This window comes from Shewanella piezotolerans WP3 (assembly GCF_000014885.1).
Lineage (GTDB): Bacteria > Pseudomonadota > Gammaproteobacteria > Enterobacterales > Shewanellaceae > Shewanella > Shewanella piezotolerans.
The window spans coordinates 4,591,907-4,616,924 of sequence record NC_011566.1 but is presented as its reverse complement, the minus strand read 5'-3'; the positions used below and the strand labels follow the sequence as shown (position 1 = coordinate 4,616,924).

26 protein-coding genes are annotated in these 25,018 nt (G+C 43.6%); 9 read left to right on the top strand and 17 right to left on the bottom strand.

What is annotated here, in order from left to right; all coding sequences use genetic code 11:
* Nucleotides 1-262: 262 nt before the first annotated feature.
* Nucleotides 263-1,429: a porin gene (locus SWP_RS19665; RefSeq protein WP_020914386.1), complete on the top strand. Its 1,167-nt coding sequence runs from the start codon at nt 263-265 to the stop codon at nt 1,427-1,429.
* A gap of 67 nt (nt 1,430-1,496) precedes the next feature.
* Here the strand turns inward: SWP_RS19665 and SWP_RS19660 are convergent, their stop codons facing one another.
* Nucleotides 1,497-2,207 carry an oxidative stress defense protein gene (locus SWP_RS19660; protein ID WP_020914385.1) on the bottom strand — a complete coding sequence of 237 codons (711 nt, stop codon included), beginning with the start codon at nt 2,205-2,207 and terminating at the stop codon, nt 1,497-1,499.
* 223 nt (nt 2,208-2,430) lie between these two features.
* On the opposite strand from SWP_RS19660, the gene SWP_RS19655 reads away from it, so the two are divergent.
* Nucleotides 2,431-2,784, top strand: a complete 354-nt coding sequence (locus SWP_RS19655) for a hypothetical protein (protein ID WP_020914384.1) — start codon at nt 2,431-2,433, stop codon at nt 2,782-2,784.
* A 51-nt stretch (nt 2,785-2,835) separates the two neighbouring features.
* Here SWP_RS19655 and bluB read toward each other — a convergent pair whose 3' ends face one another.
* The 4 genes from bluB to SWP_RS19635 form a co-directional block, all read right to left on the bottom strand.
* Nucleotides 2,836-3,480 (bottom strand): 5,6-dimethylbenzimidazole synthase, encoded by a 645-nt coding sequence (bluB, locus tag SWP_RS19650; RefSeq protein ID WP_044556117.1) that lies wholly within the window; start codon nt 3,478-3,480, stop codon nt 2,836-2,838.
* A gap of 127 nt (nt 3,481-3,607) precedes the next feature.
* A complete protein-coding gene (locus tag SWP_RS19645; protein ID WP_020914382.1) occupies nt 3,608-4,924 on the bottom strand; it encodes an anaerobic C4-dicarboxylate transporter in 1,317 nt (438 codons plus the stop codon).
* A 313-nt stretch (nt 4,925-5,237) separates the two neighbouring features.
* The gene (locus SWP_RS19640) at nt 5,238-6,083 is read right to left on the bottom strand and encodes a universal stress protein (protein ID WP_020914381.1); all 846 of its coding nucleotides are present in this window, start codon (nt 6,081-6,083) and stop codon (nt 5,238-5,240) included.
* Between the two features lie 12 nt (nt 6,084-6,095).
* Complete coding sequence (locus tag SWP_RS19635; RefSeq protein ID WP_020914380.1) at nt 6,096-7,583, bottom strand: SulP family inorganic anion transporter; 1,488 nt, start codon at nt 7,581-7,583, stop codon at nt 6,096-6,098.
* 758 nt (nt 7,584-8,341) lie between these two features.
* On the opposite strand from SWP_RS19635, the gene mpl reads away from it, so the two are divergent.
* From mpl to SWP_RS19605, 5 genes are all read left to right on the top strand, one after another.
* Nucleotides 8,342-9,727 (top strand): UDP-N-acetylmuramate:L-alanyl-gamma-D-glutamyl-meso-diaminopimelate ligase, encoded by a 1,386-nt coding sequence (gene mpl, locus SWP_RS19625; protein ID WP_020914379.1) that lies wholly within the window; start codon nt 8,342-8,344, stop codon nt 9,725-9,727.
* A gap of 31 nt (nt 9,728-9,758) precedes the next feature.
* On the top strand, nt 9,759-10,412 hold the full coding sequence (locus SWP_RS19620; RefSeq protein WP_020914378.1) for a flavin prenyltransferase UbiX: 654 nt from the start codon (nt 9,759-9,761) through the stop codon (nt 10,410-10,412).
* A 7-nt stretch (nt 10,413-10,419) separates the two neighbouring features.
* A complete protein-coding gene (hpt, locus tag SWP_RS19615) occupies nt 10,420-10,953 on the top strand; it encodes a hypoxanthine phosphoribosyltransferase (RefSeq protein ID WP_044556115.1) in 534 nt (177 codons plus the stop codon).
* Nucleotides 10,954-11,089: 136 nt separating this feature from the next.
* The gene (locus SWP_RS19610) at nt 11,090-12,034 is read left to right on the top strand and encodes an ABC transporter ATP-binding protein (protein ID WP_020914376.1); all 945 of its coding nucleotides are present in this window, start codon (nt 11,090-11,092) and stop codon (nt 12,032-12,034) included.
* A 2-nt stretch (nt 12,035-12,036) separates the two neighbouring features.
* Nucleotides 12,037-12,807, top strand: coding sequence for an ABC transporter permease (locus SWP_RS19605; protein WP_044556548.1), 771 nt, complete (start codon nt 12,037-12,039; stop codon nt 12,805-12,807).
* 84 nt (nt 12,808-12,891) lie between these two features.
* Here the strand turns inward: SWP_RS19605 and SWP_RS19600 are convergent, their stop codons facing one another.
* From SWP_RS19600 to sfsA, 10 genes are all read right to left on the bottom strand, one after another.
* The gene (locus SWP_RS19600) at nt 12,892-13,233 is read right to left on the bottom strand and encodes a DUF4144 family protein (RefSeq protein ID WP_020914374.1); all 342 of its coding nucleotides are present in this window, start codon (nt 13,231-13,233) and stop codon (nt 12,892-12,894) included.
* Complete coding sequence (locus tag SWP_RS19595) at nt 13,233-13,640, bottom strand: hypothetical protein (protein ID WP_020914373.1); 408 nt, start codon at nt 13,638-13,640, stop codon at nt 13,233-13,235. Before SWP_RS19595 ends, SWP_RS19600 begins: the two co-directional genes overlap by 1 nt.
* Before the next feature lie 98 nt (nt 13,641-13,738).
* Nucleotides 13,739-14,245, bottom strand: a complete 507-nt coding sequence (locus SWP_RS19590; RefSeq protein WP_020914372.1) for a hypothetical protein — start codon at nt 14,243-14,245, stop codon at nt 13,739-13,741.
* 350 nt (nt 14,246-14,595) lie between these two features.
* Nucleotides 14,596-15,444, bottom strand: coding sequence for a pantoate--beta-alanine ligase (gene panC / locus SWP_RS19585; RefSeq protein WP_020914371.1), 849 nt, complete (start codon nt 15,442-15,444; stop codon nt 14,596-14,598).
* 60 nt (nt 15,445-15,504) lie between these two features.
* On the bottom strand, nt 15,505-16,299 hold the full coding sequence (gene panB, locus SWP_RS19580) for a 3-methyl-2-oxobutanoate hydroxymethyltransferase (RefSeq protein ID WP_020914370.1): 795 nt from the start codon (nt 16,297-16,299) through the stop codon (nt 15,505-15,507).
* 128 nt (nt 16,300-16,427) lie between these two features.
* Entirely contained in the window at nt 16,428-16,919 is a 492-nt protein-coding gene (folK, locus tag SWP_RS19575) for a 2-amino-4-hydroxy-6-hydroxymethyldihydropteridine diphosphokinase (RefSeq protein WP_020914369.1), read from the bottom strand.
* Nucleotides 16,919-18,220, bottom strand: coding sequence for a polynucleotide adenylyltransferase PcnB (pcnB, locus tag SWP_RS19570; protein WP_020914368.1), 1,302 nt, complete (start codon nt 18,218-18,220; stop codon nt 16,919-16,921). Before pcnB ends, folK begins: the two co-directional genes overlap by 1 nt.
* A gap of 180 nt (nt 18,221-18,400) precedes the next feature.
* Nucleotides 18,401-19,279, bottom strand: a complete 879-nt coding sequence (gluQRS, locus tag SWP_RS19565; RefSeq protein WP_020914367.1) for a tRNA glutamyl-Q(34) synthetase GluQRS — start codon at nt 19,277-19,279, stop codon at nt 18,401-18,403.
* A gap of 51 nt (nt 19,280-19,330) precedes the next feature.
* Nucleotides 19,331-19,774, bottom strand: coding sequence for an RNA polymerase-binding protein DksA (gene dksA / locus SWP_RS19560; protein WP_020914366.1), 444 nt, complete (start codon nt 19,772-19,774; stop codon nt 19,331-19,333).
* Nucleotides 19,775-19,934: 160 nt separating this feature from the next.
* Nucleotides 19,935-20,639, bottom strand: a complete 705-nt coding sequence (gene sfsA, locus SWP_RS19555; RefSeq protein ID WP_020914365.1) for a DNA/RNA nuclease SfsA — start codon at nt 20,637-20,639, stop codon at nt 19,935-19,937.
* Between the two features lie 225 nt (nt 20,640-20,864).
* On the opposite strand from sfsA, the gene pepB reads away from it, so the two are divergent.
* A complete protein-coding gene (pepB, locus tag SWP_RS19550; RefSeq protein ID WP_020914364.1) occupies nt 20,865-22,142 on the top strand; it encodes an aminopeptidase PepB in 1,278 nt (425 codons plus the stop codon).
* Between the two features lie 534 nt (nt 22,143-22,676).
* Nucleotides 22,677-23,570, top strand: a complete 894-nt coding sequence (locus SWP_RS19545; protein ID WP_044556114.1) for a winged helix-turn-helix domain-containing protein — start codon at nt 22,677-22,679, stop codon at nt 23,568-23,570.
* A gap of 483 nt (nt 23,571-24,053) precedes the next feature.
* Here SWP_RS19545 and SWP_RS19540 read toward each other — a convergent pair whose 3' ends face one another.
* On the bottom strand, nt 24,054-24,365 hold the full coding sequence (locus tag SWP_RS19540) for a hypothetical protein (RefSeq protein WP_020914362.1): 312 nt from the start codon (nt 24,363-24,365) through the stop codon (nt 24,054-24,056).
* A 75-nt stretch (nt 24,366-24,440) separates the two neighbouring features.
* On the bottom strand, nt 24,441-24,986 hold the full coding sequence (gene thpR / locus SWP_RS19535; protein WP_044556113.1) for an RNA 2',3'-cyclic phosphodiesterase: 546 nt from the start codon (nt 24,984-24,986) through the stop codon (nt 24,441-24,443).
* Nucleotides 24,987-25,018: the final 32 nt, after the last annotated feature.

Here is a 25,018-nt window from a genome sequence, read left to right as displayed (position 1 = left end):
TTTTATATTCAATCTGCGTACACCAGCTTGCCTGTCATCAAAGTTTCATTATATTAAGCAAATCGACCAAACTAATTAGACCCCCACCGCTAGCTTATAGCGACACTTCTGATGTTATCAACTTGTATTAACATATTTATTTGCTATGTTTTTTGGGTAGCGATTGCTGTTTTTGAAAATCAATTATGCATATAAAAATCAAGGCCAGCGAATGCGTGACGCTAAAGCAGCAAATGGATAAATAACCAAGGTTGGAGATATTATGAAAAAAGCGCTAGCAATTTTGCCCCTCGCCACGTTGGTTTTCGTGCCGACAAGTTCGGCGATTGAAGTATTTAAAGATGATAAGAATGCATTTGAAGTTGGTGGTTTTGTTGATGCTCGTATTATAGATACTCAAGGTGTTACTGAAGTCGTAAACGGCAGCTCTAGAATCAATTTCGGCTTTACTCGAGAGATGTCCAGTGACTGGAGAAGTTACGTTAAGCTAGAATGGGGCGTAAATCCCTTTGGTAATGCAACGATATCCTATAGTAGTGAGAGTAATTTCGAGACTCAAAGTGGTGATTTTTTAAATAACCGTTTAGGTTATGTTGGTCTTAGTCATGCTGATTATGGTTCAGTCTCTATTGGTAAGCAGTGGGGCGCATGGTATGACGTGGTTTATAACACCAACTATGGTTTTGTTTGGGACGGTAATGCATCAGGGACTTATACTTACAATAAGTCTGATGGGGCGATCAATGGTGTGGGCCGTGGTGATAAAATTATCCAGTATCGCAATGGTTGGGGCGACTTGAGCATTGCTCTGCAGATGCAGCTCAAGAGCAGCATGACTGATATTGAAGATGATGGCAGTGGCAATCCTAATCGACTGGTCTCAACAGAATACGATAATACTTATGGTATTGGTTTAACCTACCAAGCAACAGATATGTTAGTGATTACCGCAGGTGGCAATATTGGTGAACCTGAGGGAACTACCGCAAGCGGTCGAGTGATTTCTGAGACTGACTATATTTATGGTTTTGGACTGACCTGGGGCAGTTGGGATGAGCATGGATTTTATGCGGCGATGAATCTCAACCAAAATGAGTTCCACGACACCGATAACTTAGGCCGATTCTTGCAAGAGTCGGTTGGTCTAGAGACCTTAGCTTCTTACTTATTAGACAATAACTTTAAGTTAATGGCCTCATACAATGTATTAGAGGCTGGAGATGCTTATGAAGCAGCACATCCTGGAGATGTATTTAAGCGACAATTCGCCGTTGCTGGGCTGCATTATGTTTGGGACAATAGCTTGGTATTGTACTTAGAAGGTCGCGTCGACTTTAGTGATTTCAGTAGTGATAATCCAGAAAATGAAGCTAAGCAGTCCGTTTCAGAAGATGATGGCATAGCCATCGGTATTCGATATGTTTTGTAAAGACTATCGCGAGTAGAAGCGTTAAGGCTTATCAATCTTAAGTGTTTTGATAAGCCCTTTAATTAGGCTATTTCAGTCGGTAAGTGACCTCGACTCTATCTTGAATAGTCACTTGCCCCTGCTGATAGCTTTTTGCCACATTGTAGCTGTCACTCTCGGCGTTCATTCTCATCATTATCGGTTGCACTGGGCGTTGGTCAAAGTAACGAATTTGCCAAACTCCATCGAGCTCTTCACCAAAACCTTCGGCTAGTTCTGCGGCTTTTTGTTGGGCATCTTTAATCGCTGCCAACCTAGCTTGTTTTATGTATTGTGCCTCTTTGCTTGATTTGAGCGTAATATGATTGATGCGATTAATGCCTTGTTCGAGGGCGTTATCTAAAATACCGTTAAGCTCGCTAAGATTATTCACTGTAACGGTTACACGGCGATTTGCGCTATAGCCTATTAGCTTATTAGGCTGACCCTTTTCGTAATGATATTGCGGTTGAAGGTTAATATTGGCACTTTGAATAAGTTCGCGGCTAACGCCTGCTTTTTGTAAGCGCTCAATGAATTTTGCTATGGCTATATCGGACTGATTCTTGGCAGCCTTTGCCGTTTCTGCTTTGATAATCACTTCCACGTTAACGTCTGCCATATCGGCTTGTGTCACAATATTGCTGTTACCAATGGTTTCTAAATGCGCAAAGTTTACCTCTGCCGCGAAGGTCGGTGCCGCGAGGCTGACAGATAAAATAACAGTAGATATAGCAGTTAAAATTGATGATTTATTCATAATGACTCCAAAAAAAGATACCAAGAAATAATTGAGTTGTTATGAGCTATAAACGGCAACAATCTGAAAAAGGGTTATATTTTTTTGGTATTTAAATATTATTAGTGAATTCAATGCTCAAATTAGGTATTAAATTGCTTTTTTACAGTGATTTACTCTATGCATCATATCCATTACAAACCATTGGCTATACTGATTACTTCAAACAAAAGGAGTAAAGCAAATGCAACGTCTTTTAATTGTGATAACGCTGCTAGTAGGCTTTTTTAGTGTGAGTGTTTTGGCTGTCGATAAGCCAGAGCCTGGGCAAATGCTGGCTAAGTTAACTAAAGAGCTTAATTTGACCCTAGAGCAACAAACAGAAACAGAAGCTGTGATGGGACTATTTCATGATGAGATGGAATTACTGCGTGATAGTGATGAGAGTCGGCGCGAAAAGGGCAAAAAAATGCGTTCAGCGGCTGAGACTAGAGACAATAAAATGCGACAGATCTTAGATGAGCCGCAATTTGAACAGTATCAAGCAATGGTGGCTGAGATGCGTGAGCAGATGAAGCAACGAAGAAAGCAGAACTAGGACTGCTTAACTTTTGCGGTTTGCTTTTTAAGCTGGCAAGTTTAACAACCATTAGTCAAACTGCTCTTTAAAAACGGTTTGTGCAGCAGATTTAGTTTGTTGCCAGCCTGTTTGTTTAAGTTCAGGCTCTGCCAGGAATTCATCAACGTAGCCAATGCATAAATAGCCTATCAGTTCTGATGAGCTAGGGGCATTGAGAATTTTTTTAACCTTAATAGGATCTAAAATACTGACCCAACCTACACCAATATTAAGTGAGCGGGCCATTAACCACAGGTTTTGTATGGCACAAACCACGCTGAACTTGCCCATTTCGGGCATGCTGGTTTGGCCTAACACAGCCTCTGTACTGGGCTGATAAAATACCGCTAGATTAACAGGCGCCTCAATAATCCCCTCAAGTTTCAAGGCGTCATATTGAGCCCGCTTTTCACCACTAAACTGTAGGCTGCCAGCAGCATTTTCTTCTACGAAAGTTTGTTGTACTGCCTTTTTGGTCGCTAAGTCTCGGATAACCACAAATTGCCAAGGTTGTGAATATCCCACCGAGGGCGCCTGCATCGCTGCATTTAGCAGTGAATCAATCGTTGCTTGAGAAACCGGATTATCATTAAAACGATTACCGCGTACATCTCGCCTAAGGCGAATGATATCAGCCAATACTTGGCTATCGCTGTCACTAAATAACTGACTCATTTGGCTTCCATTTATGCTCTGGGGGCATTCGTTACGAATAAAAAAACGTGCCGTTAGCGGCACGTTTTGAGTATAACCAGATTGGGGGGGCAAGGTTAGCTTGATTGTGTATCAGCGAACCCTTTTATTAGTTTATCGCCATTGAAATAAAATAGCCGACAAATGTCGCTGTCACCACACCAATAAATCCAGGGATGATAAAGCTGTGGTTCAATACATACTTACCTATGTGAGTGGTACCTGTTCTATCGAAACTAATTGCTGCCAAATCACTTGGGTAAAATGGAAAGAAGAAGTAGGCATAGCAAGCTGGTAATACGCCGATCAATACCGGCGCAGGGATCCCTAAAGAGAAGCCTAGTGGCAGCATGATTGTTAAAGTAGCTGCTTGGCTTTTTAAAAACACCGAAGCGACAAACATGGCAATCGCAAATGACCAAGGATGCGCGTGTACTATGTCACTAACAGATTCAATCAAGTAACTCTTGTGGTGACCGATAATGGTGTCACTTAACCATGCGATACCGAAGATAATAATCACCGCGGTCATTCCGGCAATAAACACGTTGCTGTTAACTATTTTCTTGGGATCTATTTTGGTCGCTAATAAAATAAGCGCGCCGACAGAGAGCATCATAAATTGAATCGCCACCGACATCTTAACGCCTTCTGGTAGCAATTCTTTGCTAAACATAGCTAAACCAATGACGGCTAGGATCCCAAGTAAGAAAATGGTTAAACCTTTTTTGGCAATACTGTCACTTTTGGCTGCATCAGTGGTTTCTATTTCGGGATCAATAAGGCTATTTTTAAATTCTTCATCCAATAGACGAGCTTGAAACTCCTCGTCCTTATCAAGATCTTTACCGCGTTTTAGGCTCCACGCTGAAGCAACTAACACCCCGATAAGCGTAGAGGGGATAGTGACCAATAATACGTCTACTAAGCCAATGTCTAAATTGTTTTCCATAGAGGTGGCAATAACAACCGCTGCCGCCGCTGCGATTGGGCTAGCGGTGATCCCCATCTGTGACGCTACAGTGGCAATAGCAAGTGGCCGCTCAGGTCGAATACCTTTCTTGTATGCCACGTCATAGATCACTGGCAACAGCGGATAAACGGAGTGACCAGTACCAACCAGCACAGTGAGTGAATAAGTACATAGCGGCCCGAGAAAGACAATTTGATTTGGATGTTTACGCAGTAGTTTTTCAGCATAACGTACCAGAAGTTTCAAGCCTCCAGTCGCTTCTAGCGTCGCCGATGCGGCTACAACCGCTAGAATTATCAACATTACATTGATGGGAGGCGAGCCTGGAGCAATCCCAAACACAAAGGCGAGAATCGACACACCTAAGCCGCCTAAAAGGCCAAAGGCAACACCGCCATGACGGATCCCGACAAAGATGACAGCCAGTAATAACAGCATATGTACAAAAAACATGGGGTATCCTTATCTTGTGAGAAGCTGAATGATATTGTAGAACAAAGCATGCATTGCATAGGAACACGCTGAGCATTAATGGATTTATACCGTATGTTATCTACTGCTTAAATAGTGGCGGTGCAGCAAGGTGATAAGCCGCATTGTTCTGCCATTATTTTTAGATAAAATGTGAGCTTAGTGCTTTTCATTGGGCGCCAAACTATCGTGCTAAAAAACAGTTATTGATAGTAGGGCGGATTAAGAGAATGATACTAAAGTAGTAGAGGAAATAATCAGCAGGCCATGAATAGCCTGCTGTGAGGTGTATTTGTTAACGAATCAATAGCAGCGGTACAGTGCTTTTGAGCAGTACTTGTGTGGTATTACTTCCAACAAAGTACTGTCTTAGTTTTGAGTGGCCGTAGGCTCCCATTACAATCATTCCAAGCTGTTGCTGCTGCTGATAGCCGAGTATTGCGGTATCCACATGGCCTGTTAATACCCTCTCTGTCACCCTTATCCCGGCATCAGTCAGCTGTTTTGATGCTTGACTAAACGCGGCTGTTTTATCGCCAGAGCTATTGACCATTACAAGATGGCATTCAAGTCCTGTGAGTAGGGGAGTATTTTTGGCTTTTTCAATTAGCTTGTCGCTGGTTGCACTGCCGTCAAAAGCAATCATGAATGAGCTGGGTATAGCGAAGGTCTCATTGACCACCAGAGTATGTGATTTTATTGTTCTCAAAACACTCTCAAGCTGTGAGCCTATGTTTTTAGACGCGCTATGTGCTTCACCTGCGCGACCAATGACCAGCACTCTTAGCTCTGGTTCGATATCACAGAGTGTTTCGAGTAAATTACCATGGCGCTGTAATTTATAAATCTCATCAACGCCTTTAACGTGGGCGAACTCTTCAGCATCGTTGAGCAGCCGTTTTCCGTGTTTCAATGCTACTTTACTGCGCATCTCATCAAGTTCAACCAGCTCATTAAGTAACTCTTCTTGACTACCGATACCTATCTGGCCTGATAATTCACTTACGACAGGTCGAGTTGTTTTGTCGAGCACATGCAATAGGGTTAATGGTGCTTGGACTTTCTGTGCAACCCAAGCGCTGGCTTCACAGGTGGCTAGGGTTAATTTTGAACCATCAATACATGCAACTATATTTTTCATCTGTCTCATCCTTTAATGTCCAGCCAATAGTCTTTCAACTTCTTCGGGTTTGTCATGTACACCAAACTTATCGACAATGGTGCGGGTCGCTTGATTCATGCCAATGAGGTTTACTTGCGTCCCTTCACGGCGAAACTTAATCACTACTTTATCTAATGCTGATACCGCAGTGACATCCCAGAAATGAGTCGCAGACAGATCAATGGTGACCGATTCTAAAACTTGCTTAAAATCAAACGAATCAATAAATTTATCCGCGGATGCAAAAAACACTTGTCCGATAACACGATACTCACAGCTGTCATTTTTAGCGTTGTTTCTCTTTATCACCATCATGCGGCTGATCTTGTTGGCGAAAAATAGCGATGCCAGTAACACACCTACAAGTACTCCTATGGCGAGGTTATGGGTTGCCACCACCACGACTACCGTCGACAGCATGACAATGTTGGTCGACAGTGGATGCTTCTTCATGTCGATAATTGAACGCCAAGAGAAGGTACCAATGGCCACCATTATCATGATGGCTACTAAGGCGGCCATTGGGATCTGTTTTAACCAAGGGCCAAGAAACACCACCATAATCAGCAGAAAAATTCCCGCCGAAAAACTGGATAAACGTCCACGGCCACCAGATTTTATGTTAATCATCGACTGACCAATCATGGCACAACCTGCCATACCACCCAGTAAACCTGTTGATATATTGGCCAACCCTTGGCCCTTACATTCACGATTCTTATCACTACAGGTATCGGTAAGGTCATCGACAATGGTTGCAGTCATCATTGACTCTAACAGTCCGACAACAGCTAGTCCCAAAGAGTAAGGTAATACAATCAGTAAGGTATCGAGGTTTAACGGTACATCAGGCCATAGGAATATCGGCAAAGTATCGGGTAGATCGCCCATATCGCCCACTGTGCGTATATCAACATCGAACATCATCGTAAATGCTGTTAAGCCTACAATACAGACTAAAGGGGAGGGCACCACTTTACCGATAATCGGTAAATAGGGAAACAGGTAGATAATCGCTAGCCCTGCTAATGTCATTGCATATACATGCCAGGTAACATTGCTGAGTTCAGGAAGTTGCGCCATAAAAATGAGTATTGCTAAGGCATTCACAAATCCAGTTACCACCGAGCGCGATACAAAGCGCATTAGATCCCCAAGCTTTAGATAACCAGCAAGGATCTGTAGCAGGCCTGTTAACACCGTTGCTGCAAGTAAGTATTGCAACCCATGCTCTTTTACTAGCGTAACCATTAACAGTGCCATAGCACCAGTTGCCGCTGAAATCATCCCAGGACGGGCTCCAGTAAAGGCAATAACGACCGAAATACTGAATGAGGCATAAAGGCCTACTTTAGGGTCGACACCAGCAATAATCGAAAAGGCGATAGCTTCTGGAATTAGCGCTAGGGCAACAACGATACCCGCGAGCATGTCGCCACGAATATTAGATATCCAATCAATTTTGAAATTTTTAAACATTGAACTCTCAGTTTACGCACGGCAGTTCGCACCAGAGGTAATACCAATCAGTTTAAAGATTTGATCGCTCAGCGAGAGTTTAGCGGCTTTGAAGCAAGGCGATGAATGAAGAGCATAGTTATTCTACGCTCAAGTTCATTAACGCAGTATCAGAGCCGCTAAAACTCGCCAGTAGGAGTGTTTGGGCTTGCTAGTTCTACGTTGAATAAACTCATAAGGGAATAACCATTATGTCATTTATCCGCCTTGAATTAGCTTGCCAAAAATGCTCTGAGTAGATCAACTTCTTATACTGATTGGTATAAGGCTGGAGTGTTATGCGTGCTTTTTTGATAAAATTTTGGCGCGGAAAATGGTCGTAGTGATTCGACAACGAATTAACAAGCGCAAAGAATATAAGTGTGATACTTAAGTTAGCAATGAAAGCTATAGGGAGGGCAGAGCGTTAGGGCGGCGTCATTAGCACAGTGAGTAATTTCCTCTAGATTAATTTTAGCTGAAGACTACACCTTATAGCTGCTTGCTTTTGTGACCTGCATCACGCTGTAGTTGTTTTTCAATCAATGTAACAAGTCAATTTTATGCCAGCCTGCACTTTTCTGTTGAAGGTGCAGCAGCGTATTTTCGTGTACAAAACCACAGCAACCCCCTACAGAATTGCCAATCTTGTGTTTGAGTGAGTTTAAACCATAGTTAACTGACAAATTGCCCCGCAATTGGTTAGAATAAAGCAGATTTTTAAATTCAGAGTGACCACTATGCACGTACATATTTTAGGGATTTGTGGCACCTTCATGGGCGGCCTTGCGCTGCTTGCAAGAGCTGAAGGGCACAAAGTGACAGGTAGTGATGCCAATGTTTACCCGCCGATGAGCACTCAACTAGAAGAGCAAGGGATTGAGCTTATTCAAGGATTTGACCCATCTCAATTAGGACAAGGTGAAGATGATGCTCCTGATCTTGTCGTGATCGGCAATGCTATGAGCCGCGGTAACCCTTGTGTGGAAACCGTGCTCAACCGTGGTCTTAAGTATACTTCTGGCCCACAGTTTTTAGCGGAGCATATTCTTGCTGAGCGCTGGGTATTGGCGGTTTCCGGTACTCATGGTAAAACCTCAACTGCTAGCATGCTGGCCTGGATTTTAGAAGATTGCGGCTATGAACCCGGTTTTTTAATTGGCGGTGTGCCGCAGAACTTTGGCGTATCAGCCCGCCTTGGAGGCTCGCCATTTTTTGTGGTGGAAGCCGATGAATATGACAGTGCATTTTTCGATAAACGCTCCAAGTTTGTACATTACCAGCCTCGTACCTTGGTGATTAATAATCTGGAGTTTGATCATGCAGATATCTTTGATGACTTAAAAGCCATCCAACGCCAATTTAATCACGTAATACGTACAGTACCGGGAGAGGGTAAAGTCATTTGGCCTGCTGACGCTAAAAGTGTGCAGCAAGTTATTGAACTGGGTTGTTGGAGCGAACAGGAGATGTACCATCTAAACTCCGCAGCTACAGGTTGGTACGCCACTAACCTTAGTGAAGATGGTCATGAGTTTGAAGTGTTCTTAGAGGGTGACTCACAAGGTGTTGTTAATTGGCAATTGATTGGCCAGCACAATATTGAAAATGCAGTAATGGCAATCGCAGCAGCTAGACATGTCGGGGTTAAGCCAGATGCCGCGATTGAAGCATTGGTTAAGTTTGCGCCGCCAAAACGCCGTATGGAGCTGATTGGTTGTGTTGCTGGTGTTGAAGTTTATGATGACTTTGCTCATCACCCTACAGCGATAACCACCTCTTTGGCAGGCATGCGAGCTAAAGTGGGGGCGGGAAAAGTGACGGTTATTTTAGAGCCGCGTTCAAACACCATGAAAAGTGGTGTACATAAAGACACCTTAGCAAATTCATTGGCCTTGGCCAGTAACGCATATCTTTATCAAGCGGGGAATATTGATTGGGATATAAGCGCTGCCATGAGTACAGCTGCAGTGCCTGTTGAAGTCTTATTCGATATTGATGAGATTATTGCCAAAGCCGTGGCTCAAGCTTGCAGCGGAGATACTATCATTGTGATGAGCAATGGAGGTTTTGGTGGCTTGCACCAAAAGTTACTTGCTCAGCTAAGCGATAAAGCTAGCCACTAACATAGCGATTAAAATAGGTAATAGATTAAGCATGAGTGTCACATATCAAAAAGCAGACAAGTCTATCAGTTTAGCTTGGACTGGCGCCTCTGGTGCACCCTATGGTTTGAGGTTATTGGAGATCCTGCTTAAGAGCGATTACCAAGTTTTCTTGATGATCTCATCTGCCGCAAGAGTGGTACTCGCCACAGAACAAGGGTTGCAGTTAAGTGCCAATAGTGACAAAGCCAAAGCGCAGCTACTTGCACAGTTTGGCGATGTGGCCGGAGAGCTCATTGTACTCGGTAAGGAGGAGTGGTTTTCACCACCTGCGTCAGGTTCCGCAGCGCCTAAGCAGATGGTGATCTGTCCCTGTAGTACTGGGACTTTAGCCGCCGTTGCCACTGGGATGAGTAATAATTTACTTGAACGAGCGGCGGATGTTGTAATAAAAGAGCGTGGCCAATTGATACTTGTTCCAAGAGAAACTCCTTTTAGCGCCATACACTTAGAGCACATGTTGTCGCTATCTCGACTCGGTGCAACCATTATGCCTGCTGCGCCAGGCTTTTATCATAATCCCAAATCTATTGAAGATCTGGTAGACTTTATGGTCGCCCGGATTCTTGACCATTTGGGCGTCGACCATGCATTAACGAATCGTTGGGGTTATGAAAAGCATAATAGCAACGACATCGACTATTGAGAGTTTTATGAAACACACCACTGAAGTGATGATCTCTGCTGAAGAGATCGATCAAAAATTGGATATTTTGGCTGAGCAAATTAATGCTCATTACGCCGATAGTGACCGCCTGTTGATGGTCGGTCTACTTAAAGGTTCTGTTGTATTTATGGCAGATCTTTGTCGACGTATTAAAGGCCACGTAGAGATCGATTTTATGTCGGTATCAAGCTATGGCAATGCCATGACAAGTAGCCGTGACGTAAAAATCCTTAAAGACGTGCAGTCCGAGATTCAGGGGCGTGATGTACTGATCGTTGAAGATCTTATCGACTCAGGTAATACTTTAAATAAGGTACGTGAGATGTTACTTATCCGCGAACCAAAAAGTTTAGCCTTATGTACGCTGCTTGATAAGCCTGAACGCCGTGAAGTTAACGTACCTGTCGACTTTATCGGTTTTACCATTCCTGACGAGTTTATTGTTGGTTATGGTATCGACTATGCGGAGCAGTATCGTAACCTGCCTTACATCGCAAGAGTCGTTCCACTAGAAGACTAATTTGGTCTCTTTAGCTTTAATCTAGTTTCAACGCCGTTCGGCGTTAACGTTAGATTGAAGCTGGGAGCGCAATGTAAATTATTGACTCCCGCAATAGCGGGAGTTTTTTTATTGATACAGATTGATTGGAATAACCATGGCAAACACAGAAGCCGCCTTAGTTATTGACTCCCTAAAGAAAACCTATAAAGGCGGAGTTGAAGCAGTAAAGGGCATTAGTTTAACCGTTAACAAGGGTGATTTTTTTGCGCTGCTTGGGCCAAACGGAGCGGGTAAATCTACAACGATTGGTGTGATCAGCTCTTTGGTGCAAAAAAGCTCAGGCAGCGTGTCAGTATTTGGACACGATATTGATAAAGAGCTTGAGCTTGCCAAACTCAGTATTGGTTTAGTGCCGCAAGAGTTTAATTTCAATCAGTTTGAAACCGTGCAGCAGATAGTCGTTAATCAGGCTGGCTATTACGGCGTTAAGAAAGAGGTGGCGCTGCAACGTGCTGAAAAGCACTTAACTCAGCTCGACCTATGGGAAAAGCGTGATAGCCCCGCACGAGCCTTATCGGGTGGTATGAAGCGCCGTTTGATGATCGCTCGGGCGCTAATGCATGAACCACAGCTTTTGATCTTAGATGAGCCAACCGCAGGCGTAGATATTGAGCTTCGCCGCTCTATGTGGACATTTTTGACTGAACTGAATGAGCAAGGTGTGACGATTATCCTCACCACTCACTATTTGGAAGAGGCAGAAATGCTATGCCGTAATATCGGCATTATCGACAAAGGTGTGCTGGTGGAATGCACCACGATGAAGTCACTGCTAAGTCGATTGAACATGGAAACATTTATTCTTGATCTCGCTTGTGATCTGGCAGCTAAACCTGAGTTGTTAGAGATTGAAAGCCGTCTTACCGATCCGCATACGTTAGAAGTCGATGTAGCTAAAGATCAGAGCTTGAACGATGTGTTTGTGCAATTAAGTAAGCTTGATATTCAAGTATTGTCTATGCGTAATAAAGCTAACCGTCTAGAAGAGTTATTTGTCGAGCTGGTAGAGAAGGGCAAAATGGCTGAGGATCAACAATGAATATGAAAGCGCTGTATTTTACAGCTTTTAAAAGCATCTTAACCAAAGAGATAAACCGTTTTACCCGTATATGGGTGCAAACATTAGTACCGCCAGCTATTAGTATGACTCTGTACTTCCTTATATTTGGTAATTTAGTTGGTAAACGTATTGGTGAGATGGGCGGCGTGTCATACATGGAGTTTATTGCCCCTGGTTTAATCATGATGGCGGTCATCACCAGTTCATATTCTAACGTGGCATCTTCCTTTTTTAGTGCGAAGTTTCAACGAAACTTAGAGGAGTTGATTGTCGCTCCTGTGCCGCATTACGTGATTATTGCTGGCTATGTTGGTGGTGGTGTTGCTCGCGGCCTCTGTGTGGGCACGATAGTGACCTTAGTGGCGCTGTTCTTTGTCGATATCAGCATACAGCATGTTGGCTTGGTCGCTATTACCGTGTTTTTAACCGCGGTATTGTTTGCCTTAGCTGGCTTAATCAATGCGGTTTTTGCCAAGAGCTACGACGATATTAGTATTGTTCCCACTTTTGTATTAACGCCGCTAACCTACCTTGGCGGTGTATTTTACTCGTTGTCTTTGTTACCAGACTTTTGGCAAGGGGTGTCAGCGTTAAACCCGGTGGTTTACATGATCAACGTATTCCGCTTTGGCTTTTTAGGTTACGCAGATATGAGTGTGCCTTTGTCGGTTGCAGTGATGGTTGGCTTCTGCGTCGGCTTCTGGAGCCTAGCTTATTACCTAATTTCACGTGGAATAGGCCTAAGAAGCTAACACTATTAGCTTCAATAAGATCTGTAAAAAGCCAGCAATGTCATTGCTGGCTTTTTTATTCGTTTATTTCTGTAGCAGGGAAAGTTAACCCTGTTCGATAAATGCAACGACCTCAAATAGCTGTTCAATGGTATTAATCGTTAACTTACTGGTACAGCAGTGACCGTTTTGGCTAGCATATCGTTGAGCAGTGCTGCGTAGCTGATCTAAAGATATCTGTGGCGAAGCAAGCTGCAACCTTGTCGGGAAATCTTCGCTAATCAAGTAACTGCTACCTGTATTATCAATAATATAGCTGCCTTTTAGTACGCCGAGCATCTCTGTTTGTTCTGGCCAATCTTGTAAAGATTCAACAAGCAGCAAATCGTCGCTACCTTGTTGTTGCACAATGATAGGCCAGTTAACTTTGTCTAATAATACTGCCATCAATCCTCCCGATGGTGTAACCAAGGGTATTGTTTTTGGCAGGCATAATCAGCATAAGCTTGGGATTTGTCTTGAATGCTATCTGCGATGCCAAAGGCATAGCCCTTGATATATACAAGCACGTAAAAAGCGCGCTGTTGACCGTTATCAAATGGCGCCAATAATGAATTGAGTCGTAGGTTAAGCTGCATATTATCAATTTTCTTACCACTGCTCATTGCTAACTTTGAACAGACTAACATGTCGATTATTTCGGGCTTATCTAATACTTTATTGGCAGTGTTAATAAAATCATGCATCCCCATACCACCGCGAGTGGCAATCATTTTTTGCAAGGTTATGTAAGCAAGGCCTGTACCCAATAGGAGGCCAAGAATGAAGAGGGTGATATAACTGAGTTTACGCATGTTGTTGACAGTGTTTTTATATTGAGAATCCGTAAATCATACCTGTGTTGCGTATAAAACCTACCTTCTACACTCTTATGTGTGACATAAGTTTTATGTTACTTAGTCTCTAAAGTTTCTAAGGTAATTTGCGCTTTTCGATCACCAAGTAGCATTATGGTTGTCGCGTTGTTGGCGATAAGATTGTCGAAATGGCTATTCATCTCTTGAACTGATTCGATGTACTCAGGATCCGTCGTCTCCTTTTTCTGCCAATATCGGTTCCGCTCCAGTTTTTGTAACTCACTGGCTCTTAATATTTCAAAGTAACTATTTTCTTGTTTTAAGCGGTACACTTCACTGTCTAGAAGCTGTAATAAACGAGTTTTAGAAATAACTTCTTTCTGTAGCAGTGCTCGCAATGGATCGACAGTATTGGTGCGTTTATCTGAGTCAGTTTCGGTAGTAATGCCTAGTTGATATTCAATTTTGTGCTGTCGAAATTCCTTTGGGCAGGAATGTTGACTAAAGACGATCTTATCGTCTTTAGTGCACTTATAAATGCTGTTTGCGACAGCGGAACCACTAAGCATTATGCAAAGTATTGAGAGTATGACTTTCGTCATGGGGTTAAATATCCTTTTAGCCACAGATTCCATTACCGATTTCATCCATATTCCGCCAGCATTTTTAGCGATGCTTGGTTTTACTATAGATACAAATGTGTGGTTTGTGTAATAAGCATACTATGACTGAACTAGAAAGATAAAACCAGTTTTTTGACGCTGGATTAGAATGAGAAATTATGTAGTTAAGCCGGAGAATAAGGAGGTGTATAGATGATATTTGTGTTCAAAGTTCAAAATATTGACGTATAACCAAGCCTATTTAGTGAGATTAAATAGGCTATAAGCTAAGCCATAAAAGCGGGTGGGCTTAACAAGGCTCAAGCCCGCAGGCTTGAGCCTATGAAGGGTTACTTAAGTTTGACTATAAGATTATCGATTAAGCGTGTTGCACCCATATAAGCAGCGACCAAAATGACCTGTTCTGCATCACTGCTGTCTGCCTTATTGAATGTTTTTGCATTACGAATATCCAGATAATCGTTATCAAATCCCGCTGCAGAAATTGCTTGCTTTGCAGTGCTGATCACCTCGTCAGTTTGTTTGCCAGCGCGAAGCTCTATCGCCATTTTGTCTAAGGTTTGTTTGAGCACTGCTGCTTGCTGTTTTTGCGCTGCAGTTAAGTAGCCGTTGCGTGAGCTCATTGCGAGGCCTGAATCTTCACGAATCGTTTCTACACCGATAATTTCAATGGGCATAGAAAGATCTTCAACCATGGTCTTAATGACTAACAGTTGCTGGAAGTCTTTTTGTCCAAAAACAGCAATATCGGGCTGAACGATATTAAACAGCTTACACACTATCGTGGCTACGCCGCGAAAGTGGCCTGGACGGCTTTCACCACATAGCTGATCTGAAATAAGCGGCACTTCAACAAAAGTTTGTGCTTCCATTCCCTTTGGATAAATAATGCTCGGTGTCGGCGTAAATAGTAGTTCAGCTCCAGCCTCAACTAATGCACTTTGGTCATCACTAAGGGTTCTTGGGTAAGCATCAAGATCTTCATTCTGACCAAATTGCATGGGGTTGACGAAAATGGAAGCGACTACGTGATCGGCGCGTGATTTTGCTTCTCTAACTAATGTGAGATGCCCTAGGTGTAAATTACCCATTGTAGGAACAAAGGCAACAGTCTCGCCTTTCAAGCGCCATGCAAGGACTTGCTTGCGAATAGCGCTAATTGATTCGGTGGTGATCATGATTTTACTGCTCTAACACTGGCAAAAATTAAATTTTTGAAATACTTTTAACTAATCGTTTTAGCTAAAAGTATGCTCTTCAGCTGGAAAAACACCTTGAGCGACTTCGTCAATATAGGCGCGGACCGCACTGCGGATCTCACCTGTTTGCTTGAGGTAATTTTTAGAAAAGCGTGGAATGTAACCACTCGATATACCGAGTACGTCGTGCATCACTAAAATTTGCCCATCGGTATCTGCGCCAGCTCCAATACCTATTACAGGTATAGTTAAGGCTTCGGTAATTGCTTTTGCTAGTGGTGCAGGAATGCATTCTACTACGAGTAACTGCGCTCCTGCGGCTTCTAGTGCCTTAGCTTCATCGAGAATGCGTTGGGCATTATCTGCATCACGACCTTGAATTTTGAAACCACCAAAGACATGCACTGATTGCGGCGTTAACCCCAAATGAGCGCAAACTGGAATACCGCGCTCGGTAAGCATTTTAACGCTTTCTAGTAACCAGTGGCCACCTTCAACCTTAACCATGTTAGCGCCAGCTTGCATCAGCGTGGTAGCGTTAGTCATGGTTTGCTCTGGTGTGGCATAACTCATAAAAGGCATATCAGCGATTAGCAATGCGCGTTCAACGCCGCGACGAACACAGCGAGTATGGTAGGCAATATCATCAACGGTAACAGGCAACGTATCGTTATGTCCTTGAAGTACCATTCCCATAGAATCACCGACTAATAGCACGTCAACGCCTTCGCTATCGAATGCGTTTGCAAAGCTGGCATCATACGCCGTTAATGCAGTGAATTTCTTGCCTTCACTTTTGAAGGTTCTCAGTGTGGAACTCGTAATTTTGGACATAGTGGTAATTTTAAAACCTAAATTGTGAAGTTGTTATAAGCCAAGTAGCTCTGAACTTCAATGATCATGGAGTCAAACATCTGTACTAATGTGGATAGTCTATCAAAAAACAGCCATGAAAATGAATTCTATGGTTCGGACTGCTGCGCTAGTTGCAATTCGGCTACTAAAGCGTCGGTAATCAAACTGCTTAACGGTACTTCATCTGGTAGTACGAGTGTTGGAGATAGATCAAATAACGGCACTAATACGAAGCTGCGTTGCTTCATTCCATAATGGGGCACTGTTAGTCGAGGTAGATTGATCTGTTCATTTCCATACAGCAGCAGATCCAAATCTAAGGTTCTGGGTCCCCAACGCAACGTCCTTAATCGACCTTGTTCATTTTCTATCTTTTGCAGTGCGTCGAGTAGAGCAAGAGGAGCGAGATCCGTTTTAAAAGTGGCGACAGCATTAACATAATCAGGTTGTTCAACCTCACCCATTGGCACTGAACGGTAGTAAGGCGAGACGCTAAAAGAGGCTTCTTCGGCAATGCTCAACAATGCTTGGCAAGCATTGTTGAGCTGTTCGATGGGCTGGCTTAAATTAGCCCCCAATGCAACATAGACTTGAATCATTATTCAGCAGGTTTAGGTGCTGCTTTTTCTGAAGGCTTTCGGCGACGGCGTTGGGAGTTGCGGTTACGGCCGCCTTTGTTAGTCGATTTTGCAATCACATTACGTTGATCTTCACTACCTTCAACAAAGCTCTTCCACCAGGCTGCATTCTTGGCGACAGTTCCACCTTCGGCCTCGCCACGCAGTAAGAGTAGATCGTAAGCTGCTCTGAATTTAGGGTGCTCTATAAATTTAAACGCCTTGGTGCCTTTATTGCGTTCAAAACGTAATTGCAGTTGCCAAATATCTTTGGTTACCGTGCTAAAGCGGCGTGGAATGCTGATTGAGCGGCACTGCTGCTCCATGATATCGCCCATGGCTGCAGTGTAGGCGTCATACAAGCTAAGACCACTTTCTAAAGCTATATCGTCTGCTCGCTGGGTGAGTGGATACCAAAGCATTGCTGCATAGAAAAATGCAGGAGTGACTGGTTTTTCCTGCTCAATACGCGAGTCGGTGTTTTCCATCATCTCTTGTAGCAGCTTAGCTATCGGCCCGTGTGGGGCTTCATTTAACTGCGTATCAACCAGTGGAAATAGTGGCGCAAATAAACCAAAGTCACGCATCATATTGTAGTTCTGTGCAGCTTTACCGGCGAAGAACAGTTTTAATACTTCTTCATACATGCGTGCAGCTGGAATATCTTTCAATAGTGGCGCTAACTCTTGTATCGGGTCGGCAGCTGCAGACTCAATGCTCATATCGAGCTTGGTGGCAAAGCGCACTGCTCGAAGCATACGTACGGGATCTTCGCGATAGCGAGTCTCTGGATCACCAATAAGACGAATAGTGCGCGATTCTAGATCTTGCAGTCCACCGCCGTAGCTATGAATAGAGAAGTCACTGATATCGTAGTAAAGTGCGTTGACCGTAAAGTCTCGACGCTCGGCATCTTCATCGATAGAACCATAGACGTTGTCACGCAGTAAGCGGCCTGACTCGTTAGTCTTGGAGATCTTCTCGCCACTATCCACGTGATGACCACGCAAAGTTGCCACTTCAATGACATCACGACCAAATACAATGTGTGCGAGACGGAAGCGTCTACCGACAAGGCGACAGTTACGGAATAGACGTTTAATCTCTTCTGGTGTCGCATTGGTCACAACGTCAAAATCTTTTGGTTGCATGCCCAATAGAATGTCACGCACACCACCGCCGACTAAGTAAGCCTTAAAGCCTGACTTATGCAGCCTGTAGAGAACTTTGATCGCATTTTCGCTGATCTGTCTACGAGAAATTGAGTGCGCTTTTCTAGGCACAACTTCTAAACTCAGACCTTCCTGAGTATCTTCTTCAGCTTTCGGACTATCGTCAAATAACTGTTTACAGAATTGGCTTATACGGCGAAAAATGGGACACCTCTGAATTCGATCTTAACTTAGGTAAAAACAAGTGGGCTATGATAACCCAATTAAAGCTCAATGAGTATACGATTAAGCTCACGTAACTAACAGGATTTCAGATTGCTGAGGTACCTGATTCAAATTGAACTGGTCAACGGCTTGCTCTAGCATCAAACGAACATCTGTTTCTGTCTCGACTTGCGGTTGCCCTAAAAAGGCTAATGCTGCATTAATACTGGCTTGTGGCTTAATGGTATCAATCGCTGCAGCATGGTTTTGTTTGGATAACTTACGGCCTTTTTCTGCGCAGGCTAACGGCAGATGTAACCAATCAGGACTCGGGCAATTTAATAGCTTAAAAAGACTTATCTGGCGACAGGTCGGTTCGAGTAGATCTGAGCCTCTAACGACCTCAGTAATCTGTTGATAAATATCGTCAAGTACCACTGCCAACTGGTAAGCATATAGGCCATCGCTGCGTTTGATAATGAAATCTTCGGCAGCAAATTGGCTATCGACAGCAATTATGCCTTTTAGCTTATCTTGGAACTGTGCCACGCCATAACGGTTCCGAATGCGAATTGCTCCGGTTGTATGGGGCTGAATACGTGATCCACATCGGCCATCATAGCTGCCACCCATCGCCTTAATCTCTTTACGAGTGCATTGGCAGTAGTAGGCATTATCGGTTGCGAGTAATTGGTTAATTTGTTGCTGGTAAACATCGAGTCGCTGACTTTGATAAAGCACTGTGCTGTCCCAGTGCATACCGTACGCTTCGAGCGTTCTGAGTATTTGATCGCTAGCACCTTCGATTTCACGCGGTGGGTCGATATCTTCAATACGCACAAGCCATTGACCACTCAAAGAGCGGGCACGCAAAAAACTGCCGAGGGCAGCAATCAATGAACCAAAGTGAAGTGGACCAGAAGGGGACGGTGCGAAGCGACCGATATAGGGTGTCGAGTTAACCATGACGAAAAGAACAAAAGAGCGGAGCCTTTGCTCCGCACCTTATGATGGCGTTTAACCCGCCATCTGCTTTTCTTTGATCTCTGCAAGTGTCTTACAGTCGATGCACTGATCGGCTGTTGGACGAGCTTCCAGACGGCGAATACCGATTTCAATACCGCAAGAGTCACAGAAACCAAAGTCTTCTTCTTCGATTTTCTGTAGTGTCTTTTCAATCTTCTTGATTAGCTTGCGCTCTCTATCACGAGCACGCAACTCTAAACTAAACTCTTCTTCCTGGGCAGCACGATCGACAGGATCTGGGAAATTGGCTGCTTCGTCTTGCATGTGATTAAGAGTACGATCGACTTCTTCACGCAATTGGTTACGCCAAGCTTCAAGAATTGTTTTGAAGTGAGCAGACTGCTCCTCATTCATGTACTCCTCACCGGGTTTTTCCTGGTAAGGTTCTACACCTGCGATAGCGAGCACGCCGAGTTTTTTAGTGCCTTCTGGCATAACGCATCTCCTGTTAATCATTTGCGTTGTAGGGCGTCTGTATAATAACGGGCGCTATCTATATCAGAAACCCACGATATAGGCAAATAATTTGTGTTATCTGGACTCTATTCTTTGACTATGTCCGCTATTAAGAACAATTTCAACTGTATATTCTGAATTAGAGTTTAACCGGGCAGGATTTAACCAAACTCGCAGCTATGGGCGACATGTCAGCACTATAAGCTAACACCTCCACTCCGGTTGCATGGGCTTCACTGAGTAATTTGGCATATGCAGGGTCGATATGTTCAGCTGCTTTGACTGAGTGTATTCCTGTATGCTGAACAACAAACAGCAATACCGCCCTGTGCCCTTGCTCAACCATCTCCATTAATTCACGTAAATGTTTTTGACCACGAGTGGTGACGGCATCTGGAAAATATCCTTGCCCGTTTTCCAGTAGGGTGCAGCTTTTGACTTCTACATAGCAGTTAGCTTGTGCATCGCTGGTTAATAATATGTCTATGCGGCTATTTTCACTGCCATACTTCACTTCCCGGCGTAGCGACTCATAGCCTTGAAGCTCCACTATAGTGCCAGCATTAATCGCTTCTTCGGCTAAGGCATTGGCTCTGCCCGTATTAATACCAATAATGTCACCGTCAGGGGTTTGCGCCTGCTCCCAAGTGCGACTGTACTTGCGCTTTGGGTTGTTTGAGACTGAAAACCACACCTTGTTACCTGGAAATAAACAGTTACGCATTGAACCAGTATTTGGGCAGTGAATGGTGACTTCAGTGCCATCTTCTAGAGTGATATCGGTTAGAAAGCGTTTATATCGTTGAATGAGCAGCCCGCTCGCAAATTCAGGGGTGAATTTCATCTCTACTCCCAAGTTAAAACTGATTTTGCGTTAGGTTAGCAGAGTTCGTAGGTAGGATATGAGAAATATTCATTAGAGTGAGTTTAGTTTTTACTCGCTTGTACTCTAGAATAACCTCAGAAAATACTGGCTTTAGAAATCAATAGCAATCCAGTAAACTCAGCTGAAAATAATAAGCGAGTCGAGGGCACCACTGCTGATCGATTCATATTTTAAGGACCGAAAATGACGGATTTAATGCAAGTTACCCTCACTCAAGATGCACCCGCTGCACATTGGGGCAAAGCCAATGTTACTTTTCAAAATAACGTGGCTTCAATCCATATTAAAGCTGGCGATATTCAGCGCCAAGTTCAGCAGGCTGCTCGTAAACTGCAAAGTCAGGGCGTAAGCGCGGTAGCTTTGGAAGGTGAGTTATGGACCGTTGATTCTCAGTGGGCATTTGCTCAAGGTTTCGCGACGGCTCAAATCAAACCAAAAATTCAGTGGACCGGCGATGATGCGAGCAAAAAATTGCTTAATGATCGCCTAGAGAGCGCTAGCTTTGCCCGTGATTTAATTAACGAAACGCCTGAAAACTTGTCTCCTATGGCGTTGGCGACTCGCGCCGCTAACTGGCTGAGTGAAATAGGTGGCGATAAAGTCAGCTATCGCATTATAGAAGGTGAGGAGCTGTTGGAGCATCAGTGGATAGGTATCCATGCAGTAGGCCGAGGTAGTGAGCGCCCACCTGCTTTGCTAGAGGTCGATTTCAATCCGTTAGCCGCAGATGCCGATGTGTCAGTTGCTCTTGTAGGCAAAGGTATTACCTTCGACTCTGGCGGTTATAGCATTAAAAGCTCAGAAGGTATGCTGGGAATGAAGTGCGATATGGGTGGAGCTTCTACAGTCACAGCAGCACTTGGATTAGCCATTAAATCAGGCTTGAACAAGCGTGTTAAATTATTCCTATGTTGTGCTGAAAACTTGATTAGCGGTCATGCTTATAAGTTGGGCGATATCCTGACTTACAAGAACGGTGTCACCGTAGAAGTAGTGAACACCGATGCTGAGGGACGTTTAGTACTGGCTGACGGTTTACAGGCCGCTTCAGAAACTGGCGCGCCACTTATTATTGATGCTGCAACACTTACCGGTGCTGCGTTTATGGCTGTTGGGACTAATTACAATGCTATCTTCTCGCCACAAGCAGAAGTTCTAGCGTTGGCTCAACAAAAAGCGATTGCAGCAGGTGAGCGTGTATGGCCATTGCCACTTGACCCTTGGCATATGGATAACTGTCCAAGTCCATACGCGGATACGGCTAATAGCCGTGCTATGAAAGGTGGCGGCGCAGGTGGAGCATCAAATGCAGCTGGCTTCCTATGGCGTTTTGTCACCCCTGAAGCTAACTGGTTGCATATAGATTTAGCGTCAGCATTTTCAGATGCCGGCGATTCACTGTGGGCCGCTGGGGGGACCACGCATGGCGTGCTGACAATAGCGGGTCTTTTAGAAGGTTAGTGAGAACTATGGCCACAGCGGCAAGAGTGGTCATCAGTAAGTCGTAACTGTTTAAAAAAAAGCCACCTCGAAATAGGTGGCTTTTTAGTATTTACAGTACTAATACCAATTGCATTAAGTATTTGACCATTTCAGAGCCCCTCAGCCTTTTCAATTCAAAGCACATTGGTAAAGAAATGGTTATTCCCTTTTAAGCCAATGCAAAGCAGAAGTGGAAAGGCTGAAGGGCTCACGTAGTGCGGGTTTCAAAAACGCTGTATGCTGCGCTATGGGATTTGGATATAGAATAACTATTAGCTCAAATCCCACTGCTTGCCTACAACGTTTTGAATTCCCGCTGAATGGTCAAACTTTTAATGCAATTGGTATAAATGTAAGCCCTTTCAGAAATAATCCTCTTCAGGTTTTTCATTGAAGCGATATTCTGTTGTGCTTTGAGCGCGCTGAAGCCCATTCTGCTGAAAACAGTCTTTGCCAAATCTTTTTTATTGTTGCAGTATTGTTAACTAGTACTTAAGTATTGGTTTGCCGTCCATGAAATTGAGTTTTAGCGAATTTACCATCGATAATGAAGCTACTGAGCTACAAGTTAATGGCAATGTTTTTGCCTTAGATGAGCGTAATATTGCACTTATCCAACTGCTTTCTAATCATTATCCTGAACATTGTTCAAAGCAGGACTGTTTAGATAAGATTTGGGTTGGCACGGTAGTATCAGATATGTCTTTGTCCAAGTTGGTGTCAGACACGCGCAGGACGTTTAGCGATGCAGGCTATTCTGGTCCCTTAATTCAAACGGTTCATGGCCGAGGTTATCGGCTAGAGCATACGCTTGGGAAACAGTTGTCAAAATTACAGCCGGCAGCAGAACCGATAAGCACTTCACAAGATAAAATACCTTCCTCTGTCCCTTTTGTTGAGCGCCGTAAAAGTCCAATCGCTATTTCCTGGTGGGAAATATTTGCGAAAGTATTTATTGCTTTATTACTTGTTATTGCCCTTATTTTTCAGTTTTGGCAAGGTGACGTCAGTAGTGACTCGGTAACTGAGTTTAGAACTGCTGAGCCAGCTAACGCAGTGGGTCGGGTATTATGGGTCGATGACCACCCAGAGAATAATCTGGTAGAAAGGGCTTATTTGGAGCAGAGAAACATTGGTGTCTACACCACTGTAACCTCAGAAGAAGCATTAATGTTGTTATCAATGTATAACTACCAAGCGATCATTTCTGATATGGGGCGCCATGGAGATTCATTGGCTGGGTTGAAATTGCTGCAAGCGGTTCGTGCGGCTGGTTACGACACTGATTTTTACCTATACACCTATGTTGAATCTCCTGGTGTCAGTGATGCTATTTTTAAAAGTGGCGGTCAAGCTGTTGTCACCGAAAGTGATACACTGTATCAATTAGTATTAGCTCACTTTTAGACTTCCTTACTTCACGTTGCTGCACTGTTTAGCGGGCCGTAATGTGGGGGCTGTAAATTACTGTTCTGTGTCAACAAACCCACCATGAATACCAGCCATAATTATTAACTATCAACTGTTTGAACCTCTATTTAGGGCATTGTATTTAGCTTTAATAGAATAAAGCGCTAAAAAAAACAAACCCTATCCAATTGAATTTATTCAGTTTAATCTCAATTCATAATCTTTCAAACAAATTCAAATTATCTCAATGGGCAATTGCCAATGCCTATGGTATCTATATGTTTAACAAGTGATTAAAGCTTTAGCGCAAAACCTTCCTTGATACTTTCGTACGCCATAAGTGATGGTGTATCAAATGAAACAGCGTAATAGTTCTTCGATTAGCCACCTAAATTAGGTGGCCTTTTTTTGTGCTAACATCGACTTGCTTCTGTTTGAATAAACCAAGACTCAGCGAAAGCTGAATATCTTTAAATCGGCTTAATCAGAAAAACCATCTTGGATAAATAGGTGCTTAGTTTGATTAAAGTTTGCTTCGCTACAGTTTACAAAATCAATGGCAAACTGCGCATTGTCTAAGCGAAACTTCTCTATTTTTGCTATCTCATATTCATTCATCACGATATTCATCGCTTCTTGCGTCCACTCAGGCTCACCTTTACCAATCACAACTTCAGGCGGATCGTAATGAGTCACCATCCAGTTTTGCAGCTCTTCTGCAGTGATCTTGCCCTGTTTCCAAGAGGTTAAAAGTTCGGTTAATTGTACTTTAGTAATCTCTGACATTGTCATAACGGGTTCCTATTGGCGCTAATGCGGCATAGCTTAGCCTAATTTTACCAAGCTCAACAGTGGTTCAGGGCGCTATTATGTCAAATGCCATGAGTGCAAGATTGGGTACTCTACGCCATCTTTACCGGCAAATGATTCAAAGAGATGGAGTGCATTAGGTTGTAAAGTCAGTGCGGTATAACAAATACCGTCAACAGCCTCCTTGGCCTTTCTAGACAGGGTGATATGCGGGTTATAGTGGTATTCGCTTTGATGTAGCTTGAGTTTCTGCGCAATCGTTTGGCTATCGTTTGCTATCGATAACAGGTTTGGGTCAGACGCTGTGCCTTTAAGGCAGAGTATTTTTGGTTTTTTCCAGTGTGCAATGCAATCTAAATGGACCGTAAAATGCGGTTTACTCATCGCATCGATATTATTGATGAGCGCATCGATAGTCTCATTGCTGGCGTAGCCGAAAAATGCCAGTGTCATGTGTAAATTTTGGCTTGGTACCAGCCTAACATTTTCAGGAAGTTGTGACTGAATGGCTTCGATCTGCTTAGTTTGTTCAGTGGTGAGTGCGAAGCCAAGGAAAACCCGCTTTCCCGCCGCAGTGCATATGTTACGCGTACAGTTAGTCATCAATCGGTACCACAATAAAGATAAACACCTTT